The 25,159-nt window shown below is 48.3% G+C and carries 23 protein-coding genes; 20 read left to right on the top strand and 3 right to left on the bottom strand.

What is annotated here, in order from left to right; all coding sequences use genetic code 11:
• Positions 1–7 precede the first annotated feature (7 nt).
• The 4 genes from cmk (at position 8) to HNP82_RS10795 (ending at position 3,979) form a co-directional block, all read left to right on the top strand.
• Positions 8–694: a (d)CMP kinase gene (gene cmk / locus HNP82_RS10810; protein WP_183774418.1), complete on the top strand. Its 687-nt coding sequence runs from the start codon at positions 8–10 to the stop codon at positions 692–694.
• On the top strand, positions 691–1,530 hold the full coding sequence (gene ispH, locus HNP82_RS10805; RefSeq protein WP_183774415.1) for a 4-hydroxy-3-methylbut-2-enyl diphosphate reductase: 840 nt from the start codon (positions 691–693) through the stop codon (positions 1,528–1,530). The genes cmk and ispH overlap by 4 nt, the downstream gene beginning before the upstream one ends.
• Positions 1,518–2,606: a 30S ribosomal protein S1 gene (gene rpsA / locus HNP82_RS10800; protein WP_183774409.1), complete on the top strand. Its 1,089-nt coding sequence runs from the start codon at positions 1,518–1,520 to the stop codon at positions 2,604–2,606. Before ispH ends, rpsA begins: the two co-directional genes overlap by 13 nt.
• A gap of 455 nt (positions 2,607–3,061) precedes the next feature.
• The gene (locus HNP82_RS10795; protein WP_183774406.1) at positions 3,062–3,979 is read left to right on the top strand and encodes a hypothetical protein; all 918 of its coding nucleotides are present in this window, start codon (positions 3,062–3,064) and stop codon (positions 3,977–3,979) included.
• Here HNP82_RS10795 and HNP82_RS10790 read toward each other — a convergent pair.
• The gene (locus tag HNP82_RS10790; RefSeq protein WP_183774403.1) at positions 3,946–5,097 is read right to left on the bottom strand and encodes a ribonuclease H-like domain-containing protein; all 1,152 of its coding nucleotides are present in this window, start codon (positions 5,095–5,097) and stop codon (positions 3,946–3,948) included. The genes HNP82_RS10795 and HNP82_RS10790 overlap by 34 nt on opposite strands.
• 323 nt (positions 5,098–5,420) lie before the next feature.
• Here HNP82_RS10790 and ruvA point away from each other — a divergent pair, with 323 nt between their 5' ends.
• The 8 genes from ruvA (at position 5,421) to HNP82_RS10750 (ending at position 14,912) form a co-directional block, all read left to right on the top strand.
• Entirely contained in the window at positions 5,421–6,029 is a 609-nt protein-coding gene (gene ruvA, locus HNP82_RS10785) for a Holliday junction branch migration protein RuvA (RefSeq protein ID WP_183774400.1), read from the top strand.
• Between the two features lie 270 nt (positions 6,030–6,299).
• Entirely contained in the window at positions 6,300–7,298 is a 999-nt protein-coding gene (gene ruvB / locus HNP82_RS10780; protein ID WP_183774397.1) for a Holliday junction branch migration DNA helicase RuvB, read from the top strand.
• Positions 7,299–7,464: 166 nt separating this feature from the next.
• Positions 7,465–7,866, top strand: coding sequence for a cell division protein ZapA (gene zapA, locus HNP82_RS10775; RefSeq protein WP_183774392.1), 402 nt, complete (start codon positions 7,465–7,467; stop codon positions 7,864–7,866).
• Between the two features lie 155 nt (positions 7,867–8,021).
• Entirely contained in the window at positions 8,022–10,391 is a 2,370-nt protein-coding gene (locus tag HNP82_RS10770) for a U32 family peptidase (RefSeq protein ID WP_183774390.1), read from the top strand.
• 11 nt (positions 10,392–10,402) lie between these two features.
• Positions 10,403–11,755: an FtsW/RodA/SpoVE family cell cycle protein gene (locus tag HNP82_RS10765; protein WP_183774387.1), complete on the top strand. Its 1,353-nt coding sequence runs from the start codon at positions 10,403–10,405 to the stop codon at positions 11,753–11,755.
• The gene (locus HNP82_RS10760; protein ID WP_183774384.1) at positions 11,718–13,391 is read left to right on the top strand and encodes a peptidoglycan D,D-transpeptidase FtsI family protein; all 1,674 of its coding nucleotides are present in this window, start codon (positions 11,718–11,720) and stop codon (positions 13,389–13,391) included. The genes HNP82_RS10765 and HNP82_RS10760 overlap by 38 nt, the downstream gene beginning before the upstream one ends.
• Before the next feature lie 146 nt (positions 13,392–13,537).
• Positions 13,538–13,990 carry an NUDIX hydrolase gene (locus HNP82_RS10755; RefSeq protein WP_183774381.1) on the top strand — a complete coding sequence of 151 codons (453 nt, stop codon included), beginning with the start codon at positions 13,538–13,540 and terminating at the stop codon, positions 13,988–13,990.
• Positions 13,991–14,126: 136 nt separating this feature from the next.
• Complete coding sequence (locus HNP82_RS10750; protein WP_183774378.1) at positions 14,127–14,912, top strand: CFI-box-CTERM domain-containing protein; 786 nt, start codon at positions 14,127–14,129, stop codon at positions 14,910–14,912.
• Here the strand turns inward: HNP82_RS10750 and HNP82_RS10745 are convergent.
• Both HNP82_RS10745 and HNP82_RS10740 read right to left on the bottom strand, forming a co-directional pair.
• Positions 14,860–16,161 carry a glycosyl hydrolase family 18 protein gene (locus HNP82_RS10745; RefSeq protein ID WP_183774375.1) on the bottom strand — a complete coding sequence of 434 codons (1,302 nt, stop codon included), beginning with the start codon at positions 16,159–16,161 and terminating at the stop codon, positions 14,860–14,862. The two genes, HNP82_RS10750 and HNP82_RS10745, sit on opposite strands and share 53 nt — an antisense overlap.
• A gap of 56 nt (positions 16,162–16,217) precedes the next feature.
• The gene (locus HNP82_RS10740) at positions 16,218–16,886 is read right to left on the bottom strand and encodes a peptidoglycan recognition protein family protein (RefSeq protein ID WP_243164739.1); all 669 of its coding nucleotides are present in this window, start codon (positions 16,884–16,886) and stop codon (positions 16,218–16,220) included.
• 197 nt (positions 16,887–17,083) lie between these two features.
• Here HNP82_RS10740 and HNP82_RS10735 point away from each other — a divergent pair, with 197 nt between their 5' ends.
• The 8 genes from HNP82_RS10735 (at position 17,084) to yqeB (ending at position 25,070) form a co-directional block, all read left to right on the top strand.
• The gene (locus tag HNP82_RS10735; RefSeq protein WP_183774372.1) at positions 17,084–18,268 is read left to right on the top strand and encodes a hypothetical protein; all 1,185 of its coding nucleotides are present in this window, start codon (positions 17,084–17,086) and stop codon (positions 18,266–18,268) included.
• 106 nt (positions 18,269–18,374) lie between these two features.
• Positions 18,375–19,199, top strand: coding sequence for an Mrp/NBP35 family ATP-binding protein (locus tag HNP82_RS10730; RefSeq protein WP_183774369.1), 825 nt, complete (start codon positions 18,375–18,377; stop codon positions 19,197–19,199).
• A 97-nt stretch (positions 19,200–19,296) separates the two neighbouring features.
• Complete coding sequence (locus HNP82_RS10725) at positions 19,297–20,121, top strand: FAD binding domain-containing protein (protein ID WP_183774365.1); 825 nt, start codon at positions 19,297–19,299, stop codon at positions 20,119–20,121.
• Positions 20,115–20,567 (top strand): (2Fe-2S)-binding protein, encoded by a 453-nt coding sequence (locus HNP82_RS10720; protein ID WP_183774362.1) that lies wholly within the window; start codon positions 20,115–20,117, stop codon positions 20,565–20,567. The genes HNP82_RS10725 and HNP82_RS10720 overlap by 7 nt, the downstream gene beginning before the upstream one ends.
• The gene (locus HNP82_RS10715; RefSeq protein WP_183774358.1) at positions 20,564–22,894 is read left to right on the top strand and encodes a xanthine dehydrogenase family protein molybdopterin-binding subunit; all 2,331 of its coding nucleotides are present in this window, start codon (positions 20,564–20,566) and stop codon (positions 22,892–22,894) included. The genes HNP82_RS10720 and HNP82_RS10715 overlap by 4 nt, the downstream gene beginning before the upstream one ends.
• Positions 22,881–23,597: a selenium cofactor biosynthesis protein YqeC gene (gene yqeC, locus HNP82_RS10710; protein ID WP_183774355.1), complete on the top strand. Its 717-nt coding sequence runs from the start codon at positions 22,881–22,883 to the stop codon at positions 23,595–23,597. Before HNP82_RS10715 ends, yqeC begins: the two co-directional genes overlap by 14 nt.
• Positions 23,594–24,223, top strand: coding sequence for a nucleotidyltransferase family protein (locus HNP82_RS10705; RefSeq protein ID WP_183774352.1), 630 nt, complete (start codon positions 23,594–23,596; stop codon positions 24,221–24,223). Before yqeC ends, HNP82_RS10705 begins: the two co-directional genes overlap by 4 nt.
• Positions 24,224–24,260: 37 nt before the next feature.
• On the top strand, positions 24,261–25,070 hold the full coding sequence (gene yqeB / locus HNP82_RS10700) for a selenium-dependent molybdenum cofactor biosynthesis protein YqeB (protein ID WP_183774543.1): 810 nt from the start codon (positions 24,261–24,263) through the stop codon (positions 25,068–25,070).
• The last annotated feature ends 89 nt before the right edge of the window (positions 25,071–25,159 follow it).

Genomic DNA, 25,159 nt, shown 5'->3' with positions numbered 1-25,159 from the left:
AAGTAATATGGGTTTTAATATTGCTATAGATGGCCCGGCTGGAGCCGGAAAAAGTACAGTGGCTAAAGCTGTGGCCCAAAAGCTGGGCTTTATATATGTAGATACAGGAGCTATGTACCGGGCTTTGGCATTGTTTTTTATCCGGCGTCATATCGACGCAGGGGAAAGTGAGAAAATAAAGGAGCTGCTGGATCAGATCCAGGTGAGTCTGGATTACGATGACTCAGGTGTGCAGCAGGTCTTTTTAAATAAGGAAAACGTCACATCACAGCTTCGCCGGGAAGAGGTGGGAAAGATGGCTTCAGCTATCAGCGCCTATCCTTTTGTCCGGGAAAAGCTTCTCGGACTTCAAAGATCGTTGGCCCAAAATTCTGACGTGATCATGGATGGCAGAGATATCGGAACCAATATCCTTCCGGACGCTCCGTTGAAAATCTACCTGACAGCCAGTGTGGAGGCCCGGGCAAAACGTCGTTACGATGAGCTGTGTGAAAAGGGAGAAAAGGCGTCCCTGGAAACCGTTGCTTTGGATATCCGCCAGCGGGACGAGAGCGACATGACCCGTGCCATCGCCCCGCTTAGGCAGGCTGAGGACGCCGTTTATCTGGATACATCCGATTTGGATATTCCCCAGGTGATTCAGTCTATCATGAATCTCTATGAAAAAGCGAATAAAGGAGACGTCTGTCTATGAAAGTAACCCTTGCGAAAACCGCCGGCTTTTGTTTTGGCGTAAAGCGGGCTGTGCATATGGTTTATGATGAAATCGGAGGTTTGCCGGTTTTTACATATGGACCGATTATACACAATGAAGCTGTGGTGGAAGATTTAAAGGAGAGAGGCGTGCAGGTTGTTGAGAGCATTGACGATGAGCGTCTTGTTCCTGGGGCGGCGGTTGTGATCCGCTCTCACGGGATTTCCCGGAATGTCTATGAGGCCCTGGAAAAAAAAGGCGTCCGCATTGTGGATGCCACTTGTCCTTTTGTAAAGAAGATCCACAGAATTGTTGAAGCCCAGTCGGAAGAGGGACGGCACATTATTATAATAGGAAATAACAGACATCCGGAAGTGGAGGCTATTAAAGGATGGTGTAAAACGCCGGCTACAGTGATCGAAACTATTGACGAAGCGGATAGTTTTCACGCTCCGGCGTCTGAAAAGTTGTGCATTGTATCACAAACGACATTTAATTACAATAAATTTCAAGAATTAGTTGAAATTATTTCAAAAAAAGGTTATGATATAAGATGTTTAAATACTATCTGTAACGCCACAGAGGAGCGGCAGTCCGAGGCGAGACAGATTGCGGCGAATGTCGATGCCATGATCGTCATTGGCGGCCGGCATAGCTCAAATACTCAGAAGTTATTTGAGATTTGTAAAAATGAATGTGAAAATACTTACTATATACAGACACTTAATGACTTAGATCTAGCGCAAGTAAAATCTATGAGTAATGTAGGTATTACCGCAGGGGCATCCACCCCAAATAATATTATCGAGGAGGTTCATAAAGCATGTCTGAAATGAGTTTTGAACAATTACTGGAGGCATCATTGAAAACTATTAGAACAGGAGAAGTCGTGGAAGGTACCGTAATCGACGTCAAAGAAGACGAGATTATCTTAAATATAGGTTACAAAGCAGACGGAATCATCACAAGAAATGAATATTCCAACACACCAAACCTTGACCTTAGAGAAGTTGTCCATGTTGGCGATACCCTTCAGGCGAAAGTGCTTAAAGTCAACGACGGCGAGGGCCAGGTACTCCTGACTTACAAGAGACTTGCCGCTGAGAAGGGCAACAAGAGACTGGAAGAGGCTTATGAAAACCATGAAGTACTTACAGCCAAGGTGGCTCAGGTTCTGGATGGCGGATTAAGCGTTGTTGTGGAAGAAACACGTGTGTTTATTCCAGCAAGCCTTGTTTCCGATGTTTATGAGAAGAATCTTTCCAAATATGATGGCCAGGAGATTTCCTTTGTGATCAGCGAGTTTAATCCGAGAAAGCGCCGCATCATCGGTGACCGCAAACAGCTCCTTCTCGCAGAGAAGGCCCAGCGCCAGCAAGAACTTCTGTCCAGAATTTCCGATGGTATGATTGTTGAAGGAAAAGTTAAGAATATCACAGATTTCGGCGCATTTATCGACCTGGGCGGCGCAGACGGACTTCTCCATATTTCCGAGATGTCCTGGGGCCGTGTGGACAACCCTAAGAAATTCTTAAAGGTTGGCGATGATATTAAAGTTCTGATCAAAGATATCCAGGGTGATAAGATTGCTTTAAGTCTGAAATTCCCTGAGACAAATCCGTGGCTCACAGCCGCTGAGAAATATGCCGTAGGCAACGTTGTTGAAGGCAAAGTGGCAAGAATGACTGATTTCGGAGCTTTCGTCGAACTTGAGCCGGGCGTTGACGCTCTTCTCCACGTTTCTCAGATTTCCAGAGATCATGTGGACAAGCCATCCGATGTGTTATCTGTAGGCCAGGAGATCACAGCGAAAGTTGTAGATTTTAATGAGGCAGATCACAAGATCAGCCTGAGTATTAAAGCGCTGGAAAATGCCCAGAAACAGGATGAAGAGACCGCTGAAGTGGAATAATAAATCCGATTAAGTGCCGGGCCTTGGACCGGTTAAAAAAGCAGGAATATAATTACAGAAAACGTCATAATATTTTTTATTCCCGCGGGCAACGAGCCAAGCGGACATGCTTGCATGTCCATTTGGCGACTGCCGCGAGGGTCAAATACCCCGCAGCTCTGCTTCGCTGCAAGTTTGATGCCCCGTAGCTTGCTGCGGGGTATTTGACTATGACGTTTTCTGCGTCGGTTTTTGCTGCGCAAAGTGCAGATCTTTCCTTGCAAAAACGTGCGCATTTCCCCGGAGCGGTTATAGTAAACGACAAATATATTTGTCGTTTGTTATAAATATTTCTGCTTTTTAAACATGAATGGGCAACGCAAAAATGAAGGGATTTGGATCGGAGAGTGTCCAGATGACGCTGACCCGAATCCCGCGCCAGGACTCCCAAGCGGGTCTGAAATATGAGGTGGATTATGGAAAAATACAGCCTTGTTAAACTCAGAAATTATGTGATACATCTGATCATTGGCACGGCGCTCCTTCTTTTTGGCGCTGGAGTTTTGTACGCTGTTTTGTCTGAAATGATCCAGATTTATGATCCGGCCAGTGTCTATGCTTATATTTTCGGGATCATTGCCTGTGTTCTGATTTTACTTATGGGCCTGTTTTTTCTCGTCAAAGCCTTTGGGTTTGAAAACCTGATTTTCAAAAAGGTATCTCTGGAAGAAAGGGCTGAGTTTTTTCAGGAGCTGGAAGATGAACAGACGTTGTTTTTTGATCATTATATGTTTATCACCCGCCATTTTATCCTTCTCTCTATCCGTTCATGGAATCCTTCTGTAAAGATCCTGCGGATTCGTGATCTGGCGGCATGTTTTGGGAAAGCCTATTACGCGGGGAGCGATGAGCTGGTTCAGTATGATGTGATTTTCTATGATAGGAAGTTTCAAAAATACTGCTGTACAGTGAAAGGGAAAAAGGCGGGAATGATGGAGGAAGGCTGGAAGGCCGTGTGCAGCCTGGCTCCATGGATTTTCCACGATGATTATGAGGATTTTGTTTCTGGTTTGACAAAGCAATCCAAAAAGAAGTCTTATGCAAAGGTGATTGAGCATCGCCGGGCGGCTGCCCAGGTGTCCGAGGATACTGTTCAGGATGCTGTCATCAACGCCGCCGATGCTATCCGGGCTTACAGTGAAAAAAAGAATCCACGGACCGGAAGCGGCAAAGACCGGCATGGGGAAAAGGCTGTGACTCATACTCAGAGGGGGACGGATCGCCAGACGATGGACGATACCCAGAAGCTTCCAGAAGTTTCCAAGAAAACGCAAAAGCTCCCCGGAGTTTCCGATAAAACTCAGAAACTTCCCAGGACAAAGAAGCGCAGGTAAGCCTGGAGACAGGCGTGAAGTTCTTCTGAAAAGTTCTGTTTTGCGCAATATTCAAACCAGTTGAGCCGGTCGTCAAAATGTATTTTAAAAGCAGGCGAAATCTTTTCTCCAGGCTGGGGAAGAAATTCCCCTGCTTTTTTTATGTAGCAGTTTTTGGCAGTAGCTTTCCGGCGGAATTTTTTGTCCACAAAAGCGGCCACGCTTTTATGGATGGCGCAGTCCTCCTGGGGGAGATAGTAGTAATCCTGATAGTTGGGATAAAAATATTTCAGTTCCTCCCGAATCAGCGGCAGGGTGAGGAAAATCTGACCATCTCTGGTTTCAAGGACAGCGTCCAGGGGCGTTTTTAAGGAACATAGGCCGGCCAGAGAAAGACTTGTTCGCGGCAGAGATACCGGCAGGGGGGTGTCCCCGGTGAGGGTCCACTGGATTGCAGGCGTTTCACCGTCAATTCTTAGGCTTCCATTAATGATAAATTGCCCGTCAAGAAAGATGTTTTTGTAGGCCAGCACAGGAAGTATGTAGAGCAAATCCTGGATATCTTCATAGTTGTGGAGAAGGAGCGTTTCTTCCTCGGCATGGGTATGAGTGCGGGCGTAACTTTTAAACACAGGTATAAGGGCGCCTCCGGAATAAGTGTCTTCCCTGAAAATGCCAAGAAAGCGCTCCACGGTTTTCAGTTTAAGATCATTCAGATGTAAAAAGTTTTTTAATGGGCGAAGATCCTTGTACAGATCCACATGGTCAAAAGACGTGAGATTTTCCTGTATAGAGAGCTGACGGCTTTTTTTTTCAAGAAAGGTCAGATCAAAAGTACTCCCATTATAGGAGATGAGCAGATCTCCCGGTGTGAGCTGTCCTAAAAAGCTTTCCAGGACAAGGCGCTGTTCCTCTGGGCTTTCATTGCCGGCAAGCCACTGAGTGATCTGCCAGGAACGGCCGGTAAAGCGGCAGCATCCAATAAGATAGAGGGCGTTTTTCTCAGCGGAAAATCCTGTGGTTTCTATATCGAAAAAAAGTCCCCTCTGGAGAAACGGGGTTTGTTCTGTGAGACGGGAGATGATCCGGCGGTTGCCGGGAAAATCTTCCCATGTAATATTGTATGTGCGTGTAAGCATAAAGACCTCCGGTGTGAGTGTCCGCTGTAAAAGCAGAAAATTGGTGAAATGGCGGCATTTTTACAATGGAAATCGTTTTCTCCGTACCCCGAAAAAGCCCGGTTGAAATAATTTAAGGGGCAGCGGTGCGACCTGTCATTTATTATAGAAGATATAAGAGGGAAACACAAGGACCGAAATCATAACAGTTTAGGCTGTCTTCTTCCTGATGGCTGAACGGTTGTTTGAAATCTCTGACGGCGTCTGGCGGTGGTTGACTTCCCGGAGGAAATCCCATATAATAGAACTGATGTTTGATTAGCTGAATGAAAAAGGAGAATTCTATGATCGCATATATTAAAGGCCAGATTGATCAGATCCGGGCAGATTCCGTTATCCTGGAACATAACGGAATGGGCTATGAAGTGTTTGTCCCCGCCTCAGTACTCAGCCAGATGCCGCCCCGTGGGAGTGAGGTTAAAATTTATACATACCTGTATGTGCGGGAAGATAATTTGTGTCTGTACGGCTTTCTGAACCGGGATGACCTGACTATATTTCGTCTTCTGATCACGGTCAATGGTATCGGCCCAAAGGGAGCTTTGGGGATACTGTCCACCATTTCCCCCGATGCCCTGCGCTTTGCCATTTTGTCGGAAGATGTCAAGACCATATCCAGCGCGCCGGGGATCGGAAGAAAGACGGCACAAAAGTTGATTATTGAGCTTAAAGATAAAATACATCTGGAAGATTCCCTGGAAGAAGCCGCCGCTGCGCCGGTGGATTTGGAGGACGGCGCCTCAGAAAGTAAAAATGAAGCTCTTCTGGCTATGGTGGCTTTGGGCTACAGCCAGACCCAGGCACTCCAGGCTCTTTCCCGGTGCCAGATTACGCCCCAGATGACCAGTGACGCTATTTTGAAAGCGGCATTGAAGCAAGTGTTGACTCTGTGACACCCCTTTTTAAAGAGGGAGCAGCGCCGGGGAGCGGGTTGCCGTCGCTGATCAATATACTATGAGTTGCCCGACAAATGGGCATGAGACACGGATTGCTCCGCACTTCGTACTCCCGCAATCCTAAAAACACCTCAAATCCGCTCATTTTTCTGCGAAAAATGACTGCTTTTCGGTGTTTTGCGCGCCACAAAGCCATGCTTGCCTGCGCAAGCGCAGCCCGCATGACCTTTTGTCGCTTGTCTCATACTATGAAAGCTGGAGGATGTTATGAATCGGCGGATTATAACAACAGAACTTGTCGAAGAAGATATTAAAATTGAAAATAATCTCAGGCCGAAGATGCTCAAAGACTATATCGGGCAGACTAAGGCCAAGGAGACGTTAAAAATCTATATAGAGGCGGCCCGGCAGCGCCAGGAACCACTGGATCATGTGCTGTTTTACGGCCCTCCCGGACTAGGAAAGACAACTCTGGCCGGGATCATTGCCAATGAGATGCACGTGAATTTAAAGGTGACCAGCGGACCGGCTATTGAGAAGCCCGGAGAGATTGCCGCTGTTTTAAACAGTTTGTCAGAGGGGGATCTGCTGTTTATTGATGAGATCCATCGCCTGAATCGTCAGGTGGAGGAGGTTCTCTACCCTGCCATGGAAGACTTTGCCATTGACATTATGATTGGGAAGGGGGCCACAGCCCGGTCTGTGCGCCTGGATCTTCCAAGATTCACCTTGGTGGGTGCCACGACCCGGGCCGGCCTTCTGACAGCGCCTTTGAGAGACCGGTTTGGAGTTGTCAGCCGCCTTGAGTTTTACAGCCCGGAGGAGCTAAGCCAGATCATATGCCGCTCGGCAAATCTTCTCCATGTGGATATTGACGCCAACGGCGCCCTGGAGCTGGCCCGGCGTTCCAGAGGCACGCCCCGTCTGGCTAACCGGCTTTTAAAACGGGTGCGGGATTATGCTCAGGTGCGCTATGACGGAGCGATTACTGGGGCAATCGCGGCACAAGCCCTTGATCTTCTTGAAATTGATTCGCTAGGGCTTGATCATATTGACCGTTCGATTATCCTGACTATGATGGATCGCTTTGACGGCAAACCGGTGGGATTGGATACGCTGGCGGCGGCTATTGGCGAGGATGCATCCACCCTGGAAGATGTCTATGAGCCTTATCTGATTAAAAACGGTCTGCTGTCCCGGACGCCCAGAGGCAGAACACTGACATCGGCGGCTTATGAGCATTTTGGGAGAAAACCGCCCCAGTAATGGCCGGCAAAACAGGCGTATCTACCTGTTCAGGGGTATTGGGAAGTTGAGAGTTTCGGTCTTGTGCTTTTTTAAAGTATCGTTTATAATAAAGTATATTCAGGGTTGCTGTTCACCGGATGAACAGTAATTATTCAGGAAGAAAAAGGGTTAGGAGGACTGCTTAATGTCATCAAAAACAGATATACAGGTAGTGATCGGCGGTAAAGTTTATACTCTCAGCGGCTACGAAGGCGAAGAGTATCTTCAGAAGATCGCTTTATATATAAATAATAAAATGGCCGAGCTTAACGATACCCCCAACTATCGCCGACTTAATTCAGATATGCAAAAGATCCTTCTGGAACTTAATATGGCTGACGACTACTATAAGGCAAAAAGCCAGATTGAGTTGTTGGAACAGGATATGGAGGATAAGGATAAAGTTGAATATGATCTCAAACATGAATTGATTTCGTCCCAGATCCGTCTTGAGGAAGCCGGAAAAGAGATTGAAAATCTTAAAGCGGAGATCAATGAGCTGCAAAAGCAGATCGTCAAGCTTGAGACGAAAGCTTACCATAAATAGTTTTGGGGTGTTGCATGTTTTGTATGCAGCACTTTTTTTCAGCAACAGTTCAGCCATCAGGAATGGCACGGCCAGACAGTTGCTTCCTTAATTCATTCCTGTCAGTCATCAGGAATAGGCGGACTGAACAGTTACTTTATTCAGGAGATAAATATATGAAAAATATTGAAATCCTTGCGCCGGCAGGTTCCCTTGAGGGAATGACCGGGGCTTTTATGGCCGGAGCCGACGCGGTTTATATGGGCGGACCGGCCTTCGGGGCGAGAGCATACGCCGATAACCCGGATATTGCGGGACTTCTCTCGGCTATAGACTACGCCCATATTCACGGGAAGCGGCTATATTTGACAGTGAATACGCTGCTGAAGGAGGAGGAACTAAATACCAAGCTCTATCCTTATCTGGCGCCTCTGTACGAGCGGGGGCTGGACGCCGTACTTGTTCAGGATATGGGAGCTTTGTGCCGGATACGGGAGTGGTTTCCCGATTTGCCCATTCATGCCAGCACCCAGATGACCGTCGTTTCTCCTGGCCATGTAAAGTCCCTAAAGGCCCTGGGGGTTAAGCGGATTGTGCTGGCCAGAGAATTGGGGATCGAGGAGATTCGTCATATAAAAGATACTTTTGGCGGTGAGATTGAATGCTTTGTCCATGGCGCCCTATGCTATTGTTATTCCGGACAGTGTCTTTTCAGCAGTATGCTTGGGGGACGGAGCGGAAACCGAGGGCGGTGTGCCCAGCCCTGCCGTCTGCCCTATACTCTTTATGAAGAAAAGAAAATGCTGGGAACCAAGGGGGAAAACTATCTTTTAAGTCCTAAAGATCTCTGTACCCTGGAGCATATCCCCATGCTCTGTGAGGCGGGCATTGATTCATTTAAAATCGAGGGGCGGATGAAGCGGCCGGAATATGCCGCCTTTGTCTCTTATTTGTATCGGAAGTACGCAGATATATATCTGAAAAAGGGCAGAGAAAACTATGCTGTCGACCCGAAAGATTTGCGCGCTCTGGAAGATCTCTACTGCAGGGGCGGCTTTTCTTCCGGTTATTATAAGCAGCGCAATGGCCGGAACATGATGGCCCTGGCCCGCCCTAACCATAGAGGAAGTCTGGTGGGGACAGTCAGCCAGTGCCAGGGAGGAAACATTATCTTTATAGCCGATACAGCGTTAAACGCAGGAGATGTCCTTATGGCGGAAAAGGCGGGAGATAAGCATACGGTGACGCTGAACCGGGATTATAGCCCTGGGCAGAAGGTCTCCATATCTTTCGGCACAGCCGTATCACCTAAATCCAAAGTGTACCGTCTGTATAATTCGGCACTTATGCGGGATATTCAGGATCGTTTTTTTTCTGTTAAAAATCAAGAAAAAATTTATGTTTCATTCACACTTTTGAAAGATTTACCTGCTAAAATCCAATTAGAATGCCGTGACTGTAAAGTGGAGGTAGAGGGGCCCGTGGCAGAGAAAGCTGCCAGTCAGCCGCTTACGAGAGAAGTTGTTTCCCAAAAGCTGAAAAAAACTGGAAATACGCCTTTTTATGTGGACAGCCTTGATATCTATATGGATGAGGACGCCTATCTGCCGCTGACGGCCATTAACCATCTGCGCCGGGAGGGAATCGAAGCACTGACGGAGGCTATGCTCAAGCCCTATTTAAGAGGTACAGACGGCGCGGCGCTGACAATCTCCGGGAAGATTGAGAGACAGTCATACAGCCGGGGCGAAAAGCCTTTGCGCACAGCTCTTGTCAGCCGGCTGGATATGGTGGATACCCTGTTAAAATATGGAGATTTTGACCAGATTTATCTGGAATCCTGGCTTATGGACAGTCCTGCCGGGGAAGATGCTGTGGCGAAGATCCGGGATGCCAAAAAGAAAGCGGTCATTGCCATGCCTCACATTTTTCGGGAAAACAGCCAAAAACTGTGGGAAGGATACGTAGAAACACTAAGAAAGTGTTCTCCGGACGGATATCTTGTGCGTAATATGGAGAGCCTTGAGTTTATACAAGGACAGGGGTTGTTGGAAAATAGCGGATTTATTCTGTCCGATTCCAGCCTCTACATTATGAACCACAGTGCCCGGAATTATTATTTTAGCTTGGGCGTAATCAGGGAAACTCTGCCCTTGGAGCTGAATTATTCCGAGCTTTTGAAGGATTGTTACCGGGGCGGTGAGCTGATTGTCTACGGGTATATGCCTTTAATGGTGACTGCTCAGTGCCTGTATAAAAATACAGTGAAGTGTATCCATTCACCCAGGGAGCTTTCGCTGAAAGACCGATACGGTAAGAGTTTTCCTGTGCGCACCGTCTGTTCCCACTGCTACAATCTGATCTACAACAGTCTTCCCATGGTCCTTTATGATATGGAGGATAAGGTGGGCCGTCTGCAGCCGGCGGCGGTCAGATTTAATTTTACTTTTGAAACCCCTGAGATGATCCGGAGAATTTTAGAAAATCCCAGGGCAAACATATTTAAAGACTTTACCCGCGGTCACTTTAACCGGGGCGTAGAATAGGCAGGTGACTTATGGTTAATTTAATGACACAGCTTTCCAGATATCTGCTCATTATACTGGCGGCGGTTTATGCTATGAAATGTTTTACAGTGTTTCGGTCGAAGCATGCCTGGGACCGGGGGTCTGTGTATATGACCCAGAATATTCTTATGTTCTTTATACATTTTGTGTGCTATCTGCTGATTTTTCTCAATGAGCGTACTCTGGCTGTGCTGGCCTTTTATATTTTTCAGGTGGCCTTTTTTATCGTCACCCTTGGACTGTACAGTTCCATATATAAGCATGCCAGCCGGCTGCTTGTAAATAATATGTGCTTTTTAATGATGATCGGCTTTGTCATGCTGACCCGGCTGGACTTTGATCTGGCGATCCGCCAGTTTTGTATTGCCGTCGCTGGTGTGGCTGTAGCTCTGGTGATTCCGGTAATTATTGCCAAGGTAAGGACGCTGGAGCGTTTCGGTATTGTCTACGGCGTTTTGTGTCTTCTTGTCCTGGCGTCTGTCTTCGTTGTCGGCCGTTCAGCCAACGGCGCTACCAACTGGATACAGATCGGCCCCATCGGTCTTCAGCCGTCAGAGCTGGCGAAAGTTATTTTCGTGTTTTTTGCCGCGGCGATGCTCTGCCGCCGGACGGACTTTAAGTATCTGGTGTTTGTCTCCATTTTTGCCGCCGCCTTTGTTCTTATCCTGGTGGCGGAAAATGACCTTGGTGCTGCGGTAATCTTTTTTATGACTTATCTTGTTCTGGTCTATGTGGCCAGTCAGAAAGCCAGGTATCTGGCTATTGGATTCGGCGGGCTGGCGGCGGCATCGGTGGTAGCTTACAGGCTATTTAGCCATGTCCGGGTCAGAGTCCGGGTGTGGCTTAATCCATGGTCTGATTATGAGAATACAGGCTATCAGATTGCACAGTCTCTTTTCGCTATCGGTACCGGCGGGTGGTTTGGCATGGGGCTTTACCAGGGAGTTCCCACAGATATTCCTATCGTGGAATCGGATTTCATTTTCTCTGCCATCTGCGAGGAACTTGGCGGCCTGTTTGCCATCTGTATACTCCTGGTATATATTAGCTGCTTTATTATGTTTATCAATATTTCTCTTCAATTGACCCGGCCTTTTTATAAACTTCTGGCCATCGGCCTGAGTGCGGCCTACGCTTTTCAGCTTTTTTTGACGGTGGGCGGTGTGATCAAATTTATTCCCCATACCGGTGTTACCCTGCCGCTGATCAGCTACGGCGGAAGTTCCATTTTATCAACGATCATTACCTTTGCGGTGATTCAGGGCCTATACCTGTTAAAACAGAAAGAAAGTGAGGCACAGATCTATGAAGAACAGCAGGAATACCAGGGACAGCTCCAATAAGGGACAGCAGGATTCCTTCATGTTCCCTGAGCGGGACGATGATACTTATTTTGAGCTGCCGCCGGAGGACGATGACTATTATGGTGCCTCAGATGATGGCAGTGACGACGGCTATGATTCATTTGTGGATGAGTATGATCAGGAAGTAAAGCCTCAAAGCAAACGTCAGGAACAGCGCCGTGAGAAAAAGCAGGTAAAGGCTTTGTCGGAAAAACAGCCTAAGGGTGTAAAAAACAGGGAGATCCTTGTGGTCATGTATGCCTTTATCTGTATTTTTCTGACAACTATCGGATATTTTATATATTACAACGCTGTGGAAAGCAAGGATGTGATCAACCGTCCGGGCAATGTCCATATTGCCCAGCTCCAGGAAAAAACTTCCCGTGGGCGTATTCTGGCGGCTGACGGATCAGTGCTGGCCCAGACGATTACTGACGCTTCCGGCCAGGAGATCCGCAATTATCCTTATGCCAATGTGTTCGCCCATGTGGTGGGGACATCAGATATTAACAAATCCGGTCTTGAGGCGTCCTGTGAGAATGAGCTGCTCATGTCCAACATAAATCCTCTCCGAAAGGCTATTAATGAATTGCAGAACGAGAAAAATCCCGGCGATGACGTGATCACGACCCTGGATACAACCCTGCAGCAGGTGGCCTATAACGCCCTTGGTTCCAATCAGGGAGCAGTGGTCGCCATTGAACCATCTACAGGGAAGGTGCTGGCCATGGTGTCCAAACCGGATTATGACCCGAATACTTTGGAGGCTAATTTTGACGCTATCATTTCTGACAGTAATAATAAAAGTCTGCTTAATCAGGCCACCAGCGGTTTGTTTACACCGGGGTCCATTTTTAAGATTTGTACTGCTCTGGAGTATATTCGTGAAAATCCTTCCTATGACGGCTACAGCTATACATGCCAGGGTAGCATCCAGTTGTCCGATGGCAATGGCAAAACCCAGGGACTTTCCTGCTATCATGGGACAATCCACGGAACGCAAAATTTGTTTCAGTCTTTTGCCAATTCCTGCAATGCTTCATTTGCCAATATTGGCACCGTCCTGGACGCGGATCAATTTACCCAACTGGCCCAGAGCCTTTTGTTTAACCAGAGTCTGCCTACCCAGATTCCCCATGCTAAGAGCAGTTTTTCTCTCAGCAGTTCGGACAGCGACTGGCTTAAAGGTGCCACGGCCATCGGCCAGGGAAATACGACCATGACCCCTCTGCATGCGGCTATGATCACCAGCGCTATAGCCAACGGCGGCGTTCTCATGGAGCCTTACCTGGTGGACAGCGTGCAGAGCAGTGACGGGACAACAGTGGAGAAAAATATGCCTCAGAGCTATGGAAATCTTATATCTTCATCGGAGGCGTCCCTGCTGACAGATATGATGATCCAGGTGACTCAGAGCGGAACCGCTACAGCTTTAAGCGGCCTTGGATACACCGTGGCCGGCAAGACTGGTACGGCTGAGATTGACAATTACGGAAACAACGCCTGGTTTGTCGGCTTCGCGCCGGCCGAGGATCCTCAGATCGCCATTTGTGTCCTTGTGGAAAACGCCAGCACAAGCAGTTCTTATGTGGCAGTTCCCGTGGCCCAGCAGATATTCGCGGCCTATGTGAAATAGTGTTATTTTTCACTGACCTGCGCTCTCAAAAAAGCATTTAAACCAGCCGGAGCTGTACCTGGTGAATGAAGCCTTGTAAAAAACGCCAAAAAAGTGTATACTGTTTATAGTGGGAAAACACACCAAAAGAGACAGGAGGAACGGCGATGACGGAGGCAACAAGCTGTGGCGGTGTGGTTATTTTCAGAGGCAAGATCCTTCTTTTGTATAAAAACTACCGTAACAAATATGAAGGCTGGGTGTTGCCAAAGGGAACTGTAGAAAGCGGTGAAGAATACAGGGAAACAGCCATTCGTGAAGTTAAGGAGGAAACCGGTGTTAAAGCGGCGATTATAAAATATGTCGGTAAAAGTCAGTACACATTTAATACGACACATGACATGATTGTCAAAGATGTCCACTGGTATCTGATGATGGCGGACAGCTATTTCAGTAAACCACAGCGCGAAGAATATTTTGTGGATTCCGGCTATTATAAGTACCATGAGGCTTACCATCTGCTGAAATTCACAAACGAAAAGCAAATTTTAGAAAAAGCCTACAACGAATATCTTGAATTGAAGAAAAGTAATTTGTGGGGTTCAAGAAAGTACTTTTAAAGCAATGGTTCAGTCCACTGGATGGCTGAACTGTTGCTTTTTAAAGAATCAGTTGAGCTGTGGAGGCAACTGGCAGAGAGCTGCCGCCAGCGATGGCGGCGGCTCTCTTTGACGTATGAGTAAGGAGGCAGTAATAATGGAATTTACAAAAACCAGGGATCTTGCCCGGATGATGGAACATGAAGTGGACGGTTCAAAAATGTTTGGCAAAAAAACATATGATGATGCCTTTCAAAAGTTATTTGATCAGTATAAAGATCTGATGCAGGAATATGTGAATTTTTGCGGGACTTTGGAGAAAGATGCTCTGGAAGACGTGCAGGATCAGGTGAGCAGGGCATTTATTGCCTGTGAAGAAGAACGGCTTGCCCGGACGCCGGCCCGGCAGAGAAAAGTCCGCCTTTATGATGATAATCTGTACATGGCCCTCTTTGTGGTTCCTGCGGTGAGCCAGTTTAAGACTCAGTATACCGATGCCCTGGCAGATTGTCTTGTGAAAGCGTGGCGTCAGCAGTATCCCCAGCATCCCATTAACAGAGGGAGCTATGAACAGATTTCCAACGGGTTTAAAAAGCGGCGTTTCTGCTATATTACTACGGCTGTGTGTGAAAGCCTTGGAAAAGGCGATGACTGCCAGGAACTGAACTGTCTGAGGGAGTACAGGGATCACTGGCTGATGCTCGTTGAAAACGGTCCGGCCCTGGTGGATGAATATTATCTTCGGGCGCCGGAGGTGGTCAGAGCCATCGACAGCCGTCCGGACCGGGGCAGGATTTACGAAGGGATTTATCAGAAGTATATCCGCCCTTGTATTTCCATGATCAGGGAAGGGCGGTATGAAGACTGTAAAAATAAATATATGTCTATGGTTACAGACCTTGAGAACTGCTATTGTCGGGACGGATCTTATACAAAGCACTGACGAGGGGCCAGTTGGGAGGAAAAGGACGCATAAGATTCCAGTAGCAGGCTCCTTTTAAGCGGTAACGGTGTATGAGGGAAAGTTTTGCACGGATACTGCGAACATCCTCAAACCAGACGATGTGGTCTGTGCCCTGTGATGTGTAGGTCAGCCACGGCGCCTGGGCAGTCTCGTCAAATTTGATAGTTGAGTGGTAGGTTCTGGCAAGGTTTACGGCCTCCACATTGCTGATGGAAGTTGCCCTGGTTGTTCCAGGAATATAGGGCAGAGGCCAGTCATAGCCGTAATTGGGAATGCCAAGGAGGATTTTTGGCGAGGGTATTTGGGTGACGGCAAAATCAAGGACTTTTTCCACCTCATCCAGGGGAGCCACGGCTCTCGGCTCGCCCCTGGCGTAGCCCCACTCATAAGTCATTAAAAGCACATAGTCCACAGACTGGGCGATGGATTGATAATCAAGGCCGGCTACGGTACTTTCCAAGGCATCGGCCCTGTTTTTTGCTGCCAGAGCCACAGAAAGAGATTTTTTCAAGGGTGCCAGGTAGCTTCTCAGAAATGCGAGAAATTCAGGAAATGCTTTCCGATCCTTGGGCATAACATATTCAAAGTCCACGTCTACCCCGGCATAGCCCTTTTTCTGGACTTCACTCAGGATTTCACCGGCAAGGCCAGGCCACAGGCGGGGGTGGGAGAGAATATCATGGGCAATCTGGGGATCAAAACCGTCTGGTTCCCGAAGATTAGAGATGACCATATAGGATAACACCCCGGCCAAAGAGGCCATATCAATGAGCATCTCATCTGCCGGCGGCAAGGCCAGACGGCCGTCATTGGTAAGCTCGTAAGTAAACGAATTAAAACCGGTGAGATAGGGAAGTGTTTCTGTAAACAGAGGAATAGGGATAAAAGGGTAGGCGTAGCCATTTACAGTGATAGTGTCTGTGGGGGCGTCTTTGTAGGCGATCACCACAGGATCTCCCGGATAAATATAAGGCTTTAAGATAAGGCCAGGATTATTTTGATAAAGGGTGCGAAGGGAAATATGGTGCTGCCTGGCAATTTTGTAGAGAGTATCGCCGGCCCGTACGTGGTGGATGATTTGGGGATACAGAATAAGAAGGGACTGGCCTGGAACCAGCGTTTCATCGCCGGAAAGGCCGTTGAGCATTAAAAGAAGCCAGAGGGGGATGCGGTGTGTCCGGGCAATGCTCTCAAGGTCATCCCCCTGGCGAACAATATGGATCGTCATGTCATACTCCAAAATGGCAGGATTATTTTATATAATATATGCTTTTTGCCCTTTGTTTATGTTTCCGGGTCAAATGCTGACAGATCGGACAAAAACTGCTGCCATGCCTGGGGATTCTTTACATAATACAGAGGGCACTCTTTTCCTGTGACGTCATAGTGGCGGATCACATCGGAAGACGGGTCCAGGCTAAAAGACTGACACAGCCAGCTTGTCAGTCTGAGAAGGGAATTATATGTAGCTTCAGTAAATTGTCCGCCCTCGTCCGGGTGGCAGCACTCGATGGCGATCGTATCATCGTTGCGCTCGTTTGAACAGTATGAAATTTCATTTAAAGGAATACATTGAATGATTTCCCCGTCGAGGCCGATGATAAAATGGCTGCTGGCGTATGTTTCGCCGGTCTGGGCAAGCTGTTCAAAATAACTTTTGTTGCCCTCGGCCGTAGTCCCCGGATTGCCAACATAGTGGACAACAATGCCATTGACCTGTGACAGAGGGGTCTGAGGGCGGGAGTAGGGATTTGGTATGAGATAATCTTTGACGACCCAGTCCGGTCCGGCTACAGGTGTGGGACTGTGCCGGGCGGCGGCCAAAACCCCCCTTAGAAGGGCACCTTTTTCTGCGGGTTCCGGCGAAAAGATAAGGCTGATCCCCCGTCCGGCAAGCATGATGATCAAAGTGGCGGCCATTACAGTGACAAGACGTATCCATTTGTTTTTCATTAGTATCACCTCTGTGATTCATTATAAAAAGAAGATGTGTCAAAAATGTTTCTGCTTGCAAACCATCCCACCATCCCTGCCGGCTGAACTGTTACAGAAAATACATAAAAATTGCTGAAATTTAAGTGCGGGTATGGTATAGTAGATGTAGATTGCGGGAGTGCCCCGTAAAATAATTTAAGGAGAGGCATTAGACTATGGAACGTGTAGATCTGCTTGACGCGTTTTCCAGAGAAATTGAAGTGCTGGAGCTTACCGACGATACGATGATCTATGCCATTGATCAGAAAAATGAAATAAAGGATGTATGTTCCATTGAGAAGATGGATCTAAAAAGCCGGCAGGTGGAGCGACTGATTTCTTTGGATTATACCCGTCTGTGGGAATCCTTCAGAACATACTCTCAGATGCCGGATTTTTTTTATGCAGTCAACGTGCTGCAGGATTACCGGCTGCGCCTGCGCAAGATTGATAAGCGGACATGGGAGAACACTACAGATTTTCTGATTAATCCAGAGGGAGAGATCATCAATATTTATTCTCTCAATGAAGACTATATGATCATCACCGATGAGGTAAAAGGCGGGCCGGAAGTTTTTGAAACATATGGCCTTAAAGATTGTGGAAAGCGCTATGTGAACGTCCGTTATTTATATGAGATTGCTACGGCTAAAAAATATCCCATAAAGGACAGCCATTTTGACTCGCTGACGGAAGATATTTTCGTACGGCCGTTTGGCGGCCATATGTCTGTCATCTATGAAGCTTTTTATAAAAATGAAGAGCGGGATGACAAAAACGGGGAGAGCGCCATTTTGTGGGTGCCGGTCAGGGATTTTATTGACCGCGTCAAAGCCGGACTGGACGCTGGATTCTTAACTGTGGCAAAAGCCGGGGACGGGGGCTTTGACTATGTCCGCATTGTGGAGGCCGGACAGGATCAGGTTCTCTTCCGCCGCAGGGACCGGACCCGCCGGTGGGAGGAGATCATCCGGTGTACTCTGGATTTCCAAAGGACGCCGGCATATGAGCTTCTCGCCGGGTATGAAGTGCCTGAGGGGGGAAGAGTCATTTATGACCCTGGCCAGAGGCAGGTTTACTGGTCTTTGGATCAGGAAGACGGAGAATCCTGCCCGGTCATCTGTCTGACCGATCCGGGCCGCTCCTTGGATTATGACGGCCAATATGGAACCTTTGCCACTATGTTTGGCACAGACTGGCTTGTAACCACGTATTATGACCAGGTTTTTGTGAAAGAATATGAATACCACGAGTATGTGGCTGTTCATGATCTTAAAAACAGAACTGTGGAGACCTTTGCGGGACGCTTTGAAAAAGGGCTGAATGTACTGGTTCTTCTGCGGTCCTTTCTGGCACTGTAATTCAAGACCCGCTTGCGGATCTTGGCGCGGGATTGGGGTCAAAAGACCTTTTGACCCCAACATCATAAATGTAAGAAAAGCAAAGATAAGAAAAGGAGAGAGAGCAATGAGCGATTGTAATAACAACTGCAGTTCATGTTCCCAGTCGGACTGCAGTTCACGTAAGGAAAGTTTTAAAGTTGAGGAAAACAAATTCAGCCATGTAAAACATGTTTTAGGCGTTGTCAGTGGCAAAGGCGGCGTAGGAAAGTCCCTTGTCACCAGCGAGCTGGCTGTTTTGCTGAACAAAAAAGGCTACAAAGTGGGTATTCTGGACGCAGATATTACCGGCCCGTCCATTCCCAAGATGTTTGGCATCCATGAGCAGGCCCTTGGCAATGAACAGGGTATCCTCCCGGCAGTGACTCCAGGCGGCATCAAAATCATTTCCATTAATATGATGCTGGATGATGAGGAGACACCTGTCATCTGGAGAGGCCCGGTACTGGCCGGTGTTGTTAAGCAGTTTTGGAATGAAGTTGTGTGGGGTGAGCTGGACTATCTTCTGGTAGATATGCCTCCGGGAACCGGCGATGTACCTCTGACAGTATTCCAGTCCCTGCCGGTGAGCGGCATTGTTATTGTCACAAGTCCCCAGGAACTTGTTGAGATGATCGTAAAGAAAGCCTACAATATGGTAAAACAGATGAATATTCCTGTGGTGGGTCTTGTTCAGAACATGAGCTATCTCCTCTGTCCGGACTGCGGACGTAAGATTTATATTTACGGAGAAGGCAAAGGGGAGGAGATGGCAAATACGTTAAATATCCCTTCCTATGCGTCCCTGCCTATTGAACCGGCCGTCGCCCAGTTGTGTGACCGGGGGGCTATCGAGGAATTCTCCCACAGCTATCTGGATCAAATGATCGCCTATATTGAAACTATTGCCTAAGTAAAGGCTGCAAGTCAAATACCCCTCGCAGCACCGCCAAATGGACGCACCAGCGCGTCCCCTTGGCTCACTGCCCGCGAAAATAAGGAGGAGCAGGATGTTTACTGCAAAAGATTATGCCATGCCTCAAAGTGTTGAGGAAGCCTATGAAATATTAACCGCCCGTAAGACAAACTATATCGTTGCGGGATGCGCCTGGCTGCGTATGGGCAGCCGGCGGATCAATACGGCGGTGGATCTGTCAGAGGTGGGCCTGGATTTTATTAATGATACCGGGGACGCCATAGAAATGGGCGCCATGACCAGCTACCGGAGCGTAGAGACAAGCAGTCTGTTACAGGAAAATTTCAGCGGGATTTTAAGCCGGGCTGTGGCTTCTATTATTGGCATCCAGTTTCGCAATGTGGTGACTGTCGGCGGATCGGTTTATTCACGATTTGGTTTTTCAGATTTCCTTACGCCGCTGATGGTGCTGGATACAAGCGTCCATATGTATAAGGATGGCGTCCTGCCTTTGGAAGAGTTTATGAAAATGCCCTACACAAAGGATATTCTTGTAAAAGTGTCGGTGAAAAAGGCGCCGGTGATCGCTTCTTACCAGATGTTTCGCAACGCTGAGGCGGATTTCCCCATTGTGAACCTAGCTTTGTCAAAAACAGACGGACGCTTCAAAGTTGCGGTGGGTGCCAGGCCCGGACGGGCTGTTCTGGCGCCGGAAACTGCCGGATATCTGACTAGGGCCCTGGAAGATTTTCGCAACCAGAAGGATCCTAAAGCCTTGGATGAGAATGCCGCCCAGGCGGGGAAGATCCTGGGGGATGAGGTGGGCTTTGGCTCCAATATGCGGGCTGCTGCCTGGTATCGTGAGAAAATTGCCAAAGTGCTTCTAAAAAGAGCGATCAGGGAGGTGGAAGGATGCTGATACATATTGTGATCAACGGTGAAAAAAGGAAAATCCACTGCGGTCCTGACGATATGCTTATGGAAGTACTGCGGGACGCCGGATATAAAAGTGTCAAGTGCGGATGCGATACAACCAACTGCGGTTTGTGTACCGTGTGGCTGGATGACAAACCGGTGCTTTCCTGCAGCGTCCCTGCTATGCGGTGCAACAACCGGAATGTGACCACCCTGGAGGGAGTCCAGGAGGAGGCTGCCCTCATTGGCTCCCTTCTCGTAGACGAAGGGGCGGATCAGTGCGGTTTTTGCAGTCCGGGACTGATTATGAACATTATTGCAATGAAGCGGGAGCTTAAAGATCCCACAGAGGAGGAGATCCTCCACTATCTTGCGGGGAATCTGTGCCGTTGTACCGGATATATGAGCCAGCTTCGGGCCGTGAAAAAATATATGGGGGTGGAAGAATGAGATATGTCAGCAGACCTGTGAGAAAAATCGACGGAATGTCATTGGTGACGGGAAAACCTCTCTACACCGATGATCTTGCGCCGAAGGAGTGTCTCATTGTCAAGGCTCTGAGAAGCCCCTATGCCTATGCCCGCATTAAAAATATTGATGTTTCCAAGGCAAAGATGGTAAAGGGAGTGGCCTGTGTCCTTACCTATAAGGATGTTCCGAAGGTTCGTTTTACCAATGCCGGTCAGACCTATCCGGAAATGTCCTCTTATGACCGTCTGATTCTTGATGAGTATGTGCGCTATGTTGGGGATGAGGTGGCCCTGGTCGCCGCCGCCAACGAGAAGGCGGCTATTCAGGCCCTGAAGCTGATCAAGGTGGATTATGAAGTTCTTACGCCGGTCCTTGATTATAAAAAGGCGAAAGATAACCCGGTTATCGTCCATAATTATGAAGATTATCACAACAATTACGATTTCCAGGGACAGAATAATAAGCGCAATATTGTTGTCGAGGGCATGGATGAGCATGGGGATGTTGAAGGAGAGTTTTCAAGAAGCGATGTAATTGTGGACCATGAATATGAAAATCTGGCCCAGGAACAGTGTATGATGGAAACTTTCCGCACTTATACTTACATGGATCACAATGGCCGTCTCTGTGTTGTGACTTCCACCCAGGTTCCCTTTCACGTTCGCCGCATCCTTTCACGCGCTCTTCAGATTCCACAGAGCCGTATTCGGGTTATCAAGCCCCGCATCGGCGGAGGTTTCGGTGCGAAACAGACGGTTGTGTCAGAGTTTTATCCGGCGATCATCACATTAAAGACGGGGCTGCCGGCAAAGATCATTTATACCCGCAAGGAGGCGTTTTCCGCCTCCAACAGCCGTCACCAAATGTGTATCCGGGTAAAGATCGGTGCGGATTTTGACGGAACCATACGGGCCATTGAGCTTGATACCTTATCCAACCAAGGAGCCTACGGCGAACATGGGACAACGACCATCGGGTTAAGCGGCCATAAATCCTTGCCCCTGTATAACCAGGCCAGAGCTTTCCGCTTTAAATATACCGGTGTCTATACAAATACCATGCCCGCCGGAGCCTTCAGAGGTTATGGCGCCACTCAGGGGCTTTTTGCCCTGGAGTCGGCGGTTAATGAGCTGGCTGTAAAGCTTGGGATGGACCCCACCCGCCTTCGGGAAAAGAACATGGTCCGCTTTGGGGAGATCATGCCGGCTTATTATAATGAGAAAATGACAAGCTCAGCCCTGGACCGGTGTATTTACCGGGGAAGAGAGATGATCCAGTGGGATAAAAAGTATCCAAGGACTCAGATCAGCGACACCAAGGTGCGGGCTGTAGGCATGGCTATAGCCATGCAGGGCTCCGGCATTGCCAAAGTGGATACAGCCGGGGCGGAGATCAAGCTTAATGACGACGGCTTTTATACATTAAAGATTGGAGCCACGGACATGGGTACTGGCTGTGACACTATACTGACACAAATTGCGGCGGAAGCCCTTCTGGCGGATATGGATCAATTTATTGTCGCCCAGGTGGATACAGACATTTCGCCCTTTGATTCGGGTTCCTACGCTTCAGCCACAACCTATGTCACTGGTATGGCTGTGTATAACGCGGCCTGCGATTTGAAGAACAAGATTATTTTTGCCGGGGCTAAAATGCTGGACCCTGAAAAATATACCGTGCCTTTGGAAAAGTTTAATCCCAAGAAGTTTTTCTTTGACGGCGCCAATGTGACGGAAGTATCCAGCGGAAAATCCGTCAGTATTCATGACATTGCCATTCACTGCGCGGGAAATTATACAGGCACGTATTTAAACGGTTCCGGATTTTATTCCAGCCCCACATCTCCGCCGCCCCTCATGGCCGGTTTTGTGGAGATTGAGCTGGATAAGGAGACAGGAAAATATGAAATCCTGGATTATGTAGGCGTGGTGGACTGCGGTACAGTGATCAACACAAGCCTTGCCCGGGTGCAGACCGAGGGCGGCATCGCCCAGGGGATTGGTCTTGCCATGTATGAAGATGTGAAATACAGTGATAAAGGCAAGATGATGACCAATTCCTTTATGCAGTATAAGATCCCCTCCCGCGTGGATGTTGGAAAGATACGTGTGGCTTTTGAATCCAGCTATGAACCTAGTGGCCCTTACGGCGCCAAATCCATCGGGGAGATTGTTGTCAATACTCCATCCCCGGCCATTGCCGACGCTTTGCGCAATGCGGCGGACATTAATATGCGCTCGCTTCCTATAACGCCGGAGAAAGTTCTTGCCGCCATTGAAGAGGCTAAAGATAATGGAGAGGGATGAGTTTAAAGACTGTGTGGAAAAATTAAAGATTGGGCAGGGGAGCATTGTGTCTGTAATAGGCTCCGGCGGCAAGACTACCCTGATCCAGGGCATGGCCCGGATTCTCGCTAAAAAGTTTCGGGTTGCTCTGGCCACATCGGTGAAAATCTATTGCCCTTTACCGGGATACCCTGTGATCTTAAAGGAAAGTCCGGCTATGGATATCCCGACAGAAACTTCCGGTGTGTATTATGTGGCTGATGAGCTGCTGAAAAAAGAAGGAAAACTTCATGGATTTTCCAGGGAAATGCTCCTCTGGACCATAGCCCACATGGATGTGATCCTAATTGAGGCCGACGGCTCCCGCAGGCTTCCCCTAAAGGGGTGGGCGGAACACGAGCCGGTAGTTCTGCCTCAGACACAGATTACTATCGGTGTTCTCCCTGTGTCCCTGCTTGGAAAAAAGATCGGTCCCGCCCAAGTTCACCGGTGGGACCGCTTTTGCAGTATTGCTCAAATAGGTGAAGGGGATGCCTTGACGGCGGAACACCTGATCCGGGTGATCACAAGCCCCGAAGGACTGTTTGGAAAAGCTGTGGGAAAAAAGGTATTGTATCTCGCTCAGATCGCTGCAGAGGAACAGGAAAAAGCTGTGGCGGAGCTTAAAAAAGACCGGCGTCTTAAAAATATTGACTGTATTTTGGCAGGGAGGGCGTGGACATGAAGGTTGGGGCGAAAATTGGAGCAGTGATCCTAGCTTCTGGTTTTTCATCCAGGATGGGCGACAGAATGATCAGACAACACTCCGGTAAAAACGGAAAAGCGGTGAATAAACTGCTGATCCCCTACAGGGGGAAAGCTCTGGTAGAGCATGTCATGGACAGTGCTGCCTTTGCCGGATTTTCCCGGTGTTTTGTTGTGACGGCCTATGAAGCTGTGGCGGATATGTCCTGCCGGCGCGGTTTTGATGTTATCCTAAACGATCATCCGGAATCAGGGCAGAGCCGTTCGGTAGTTCTTGGAACTCAGGCTGGAAAAGATATGGACGGGCTGATGTTCATTCCCGGAGATATGCCTTTTTTGACACCTGGTATTTTTTCGGAAATGCTTGAGACGTATGAGAGACATCCCGGTCATATTATAAGAGCTGTCTATAGCTATGGACCTGGAAGCCCGGCATTGTTTCCGTCCTCTCTATACCATGAGCTAGAGACACTTACCGGGGATAATGGCGGAAAAACAGTGATTTTAAAATATCCAGAGAAAGTGTTCCCTGTGAAAATTGCCGATCCCCAGGCAGGGGTGGATATTGACACTCCTGAGGAGGCCGAGCGGTGGCTTGGCCTGTAAAACAACATAAAACCGTTTTAAAAGAAGGTGTAGTTTGATGAAGATCAGTCAATGTCTTATTATTGTCCGGGGCGGCGGCGATCTGGCTACGGGAACCATCTGGTGTCTGCACCAGTGCGGATTTAAAGTCCTTGTGCTTGAAACAGGACAACCAACGACGATCCGCCGGCGGGCGGCCTTTAGTGAAGTTATGTACCAGAATCTAATCTCTGTGGAGGGCGTGGGTGCCGGAAAAGTCAGGGACAAGGCAGACATGGAAAAAATGTGGACTCAGGGGATCATCCCTGTGGCGGAAGATCCCGGCGGCTATTGGATTAAAAAATTAAGCCCCCAGGTGGTTGTTGACGGAATCATCGCCAAAAAAAATCTCGGCACATCTATAGATATGGCGCCTCTGGTCATTGGCCTTGGACCGGGATTTGAGGCGGGCAAAGACGTCCACGTTGTCATTGAGACGATGAGGGGCCATCAGCTTGGCCGGATCATTACCAGGGGCTGCGCCATCCCTAATACGGGAATACCTGGGGAGATCGCCGGCGTGAGCCGTGAGAGGGTCATTCACTCGCCGGCAGCCGGTGTTATGAGGGAAGTCTCAGCCATTGGCGATATTGTTCAAAAAGGTCAGATCATCGCCTGGGTTGCTGATACGCCGGTATATGCCACAATAGATGGTGTTTTGCGCGGTCTTCTCCGCGGCGGCCTAAATATTCCCGAAGGTTTTAAGATTGCAGATATAGATCCAAGGGTTTCCCAGCAGGGCAACTGTACGACTATCTCTGATAAGGCAAGAACCATCGCCGGAGGTGTTTTACAAGCGGTGTTGATGTATGGAGGTCTGGATAAATAGTAAAATTTATGGGAAGCGTTCATATTGGGCGATTTGCGGCGTTTCCCAAAATGAAAAAGACAATCCGGAAGAAGGGACGGTATTTTCAC

This window comes from Catenibacillus scindens, from assembly GCF_014202115.1.
Lineage (GTDB): Bacteria > Bacillota > Clostridia > Lachnospirales > Lachnospiraceae > Catenibacillus > Catenibacillus scindens.
This window is presented reverse-complemented; position numbering and strand designations above follow the sequence as displayed.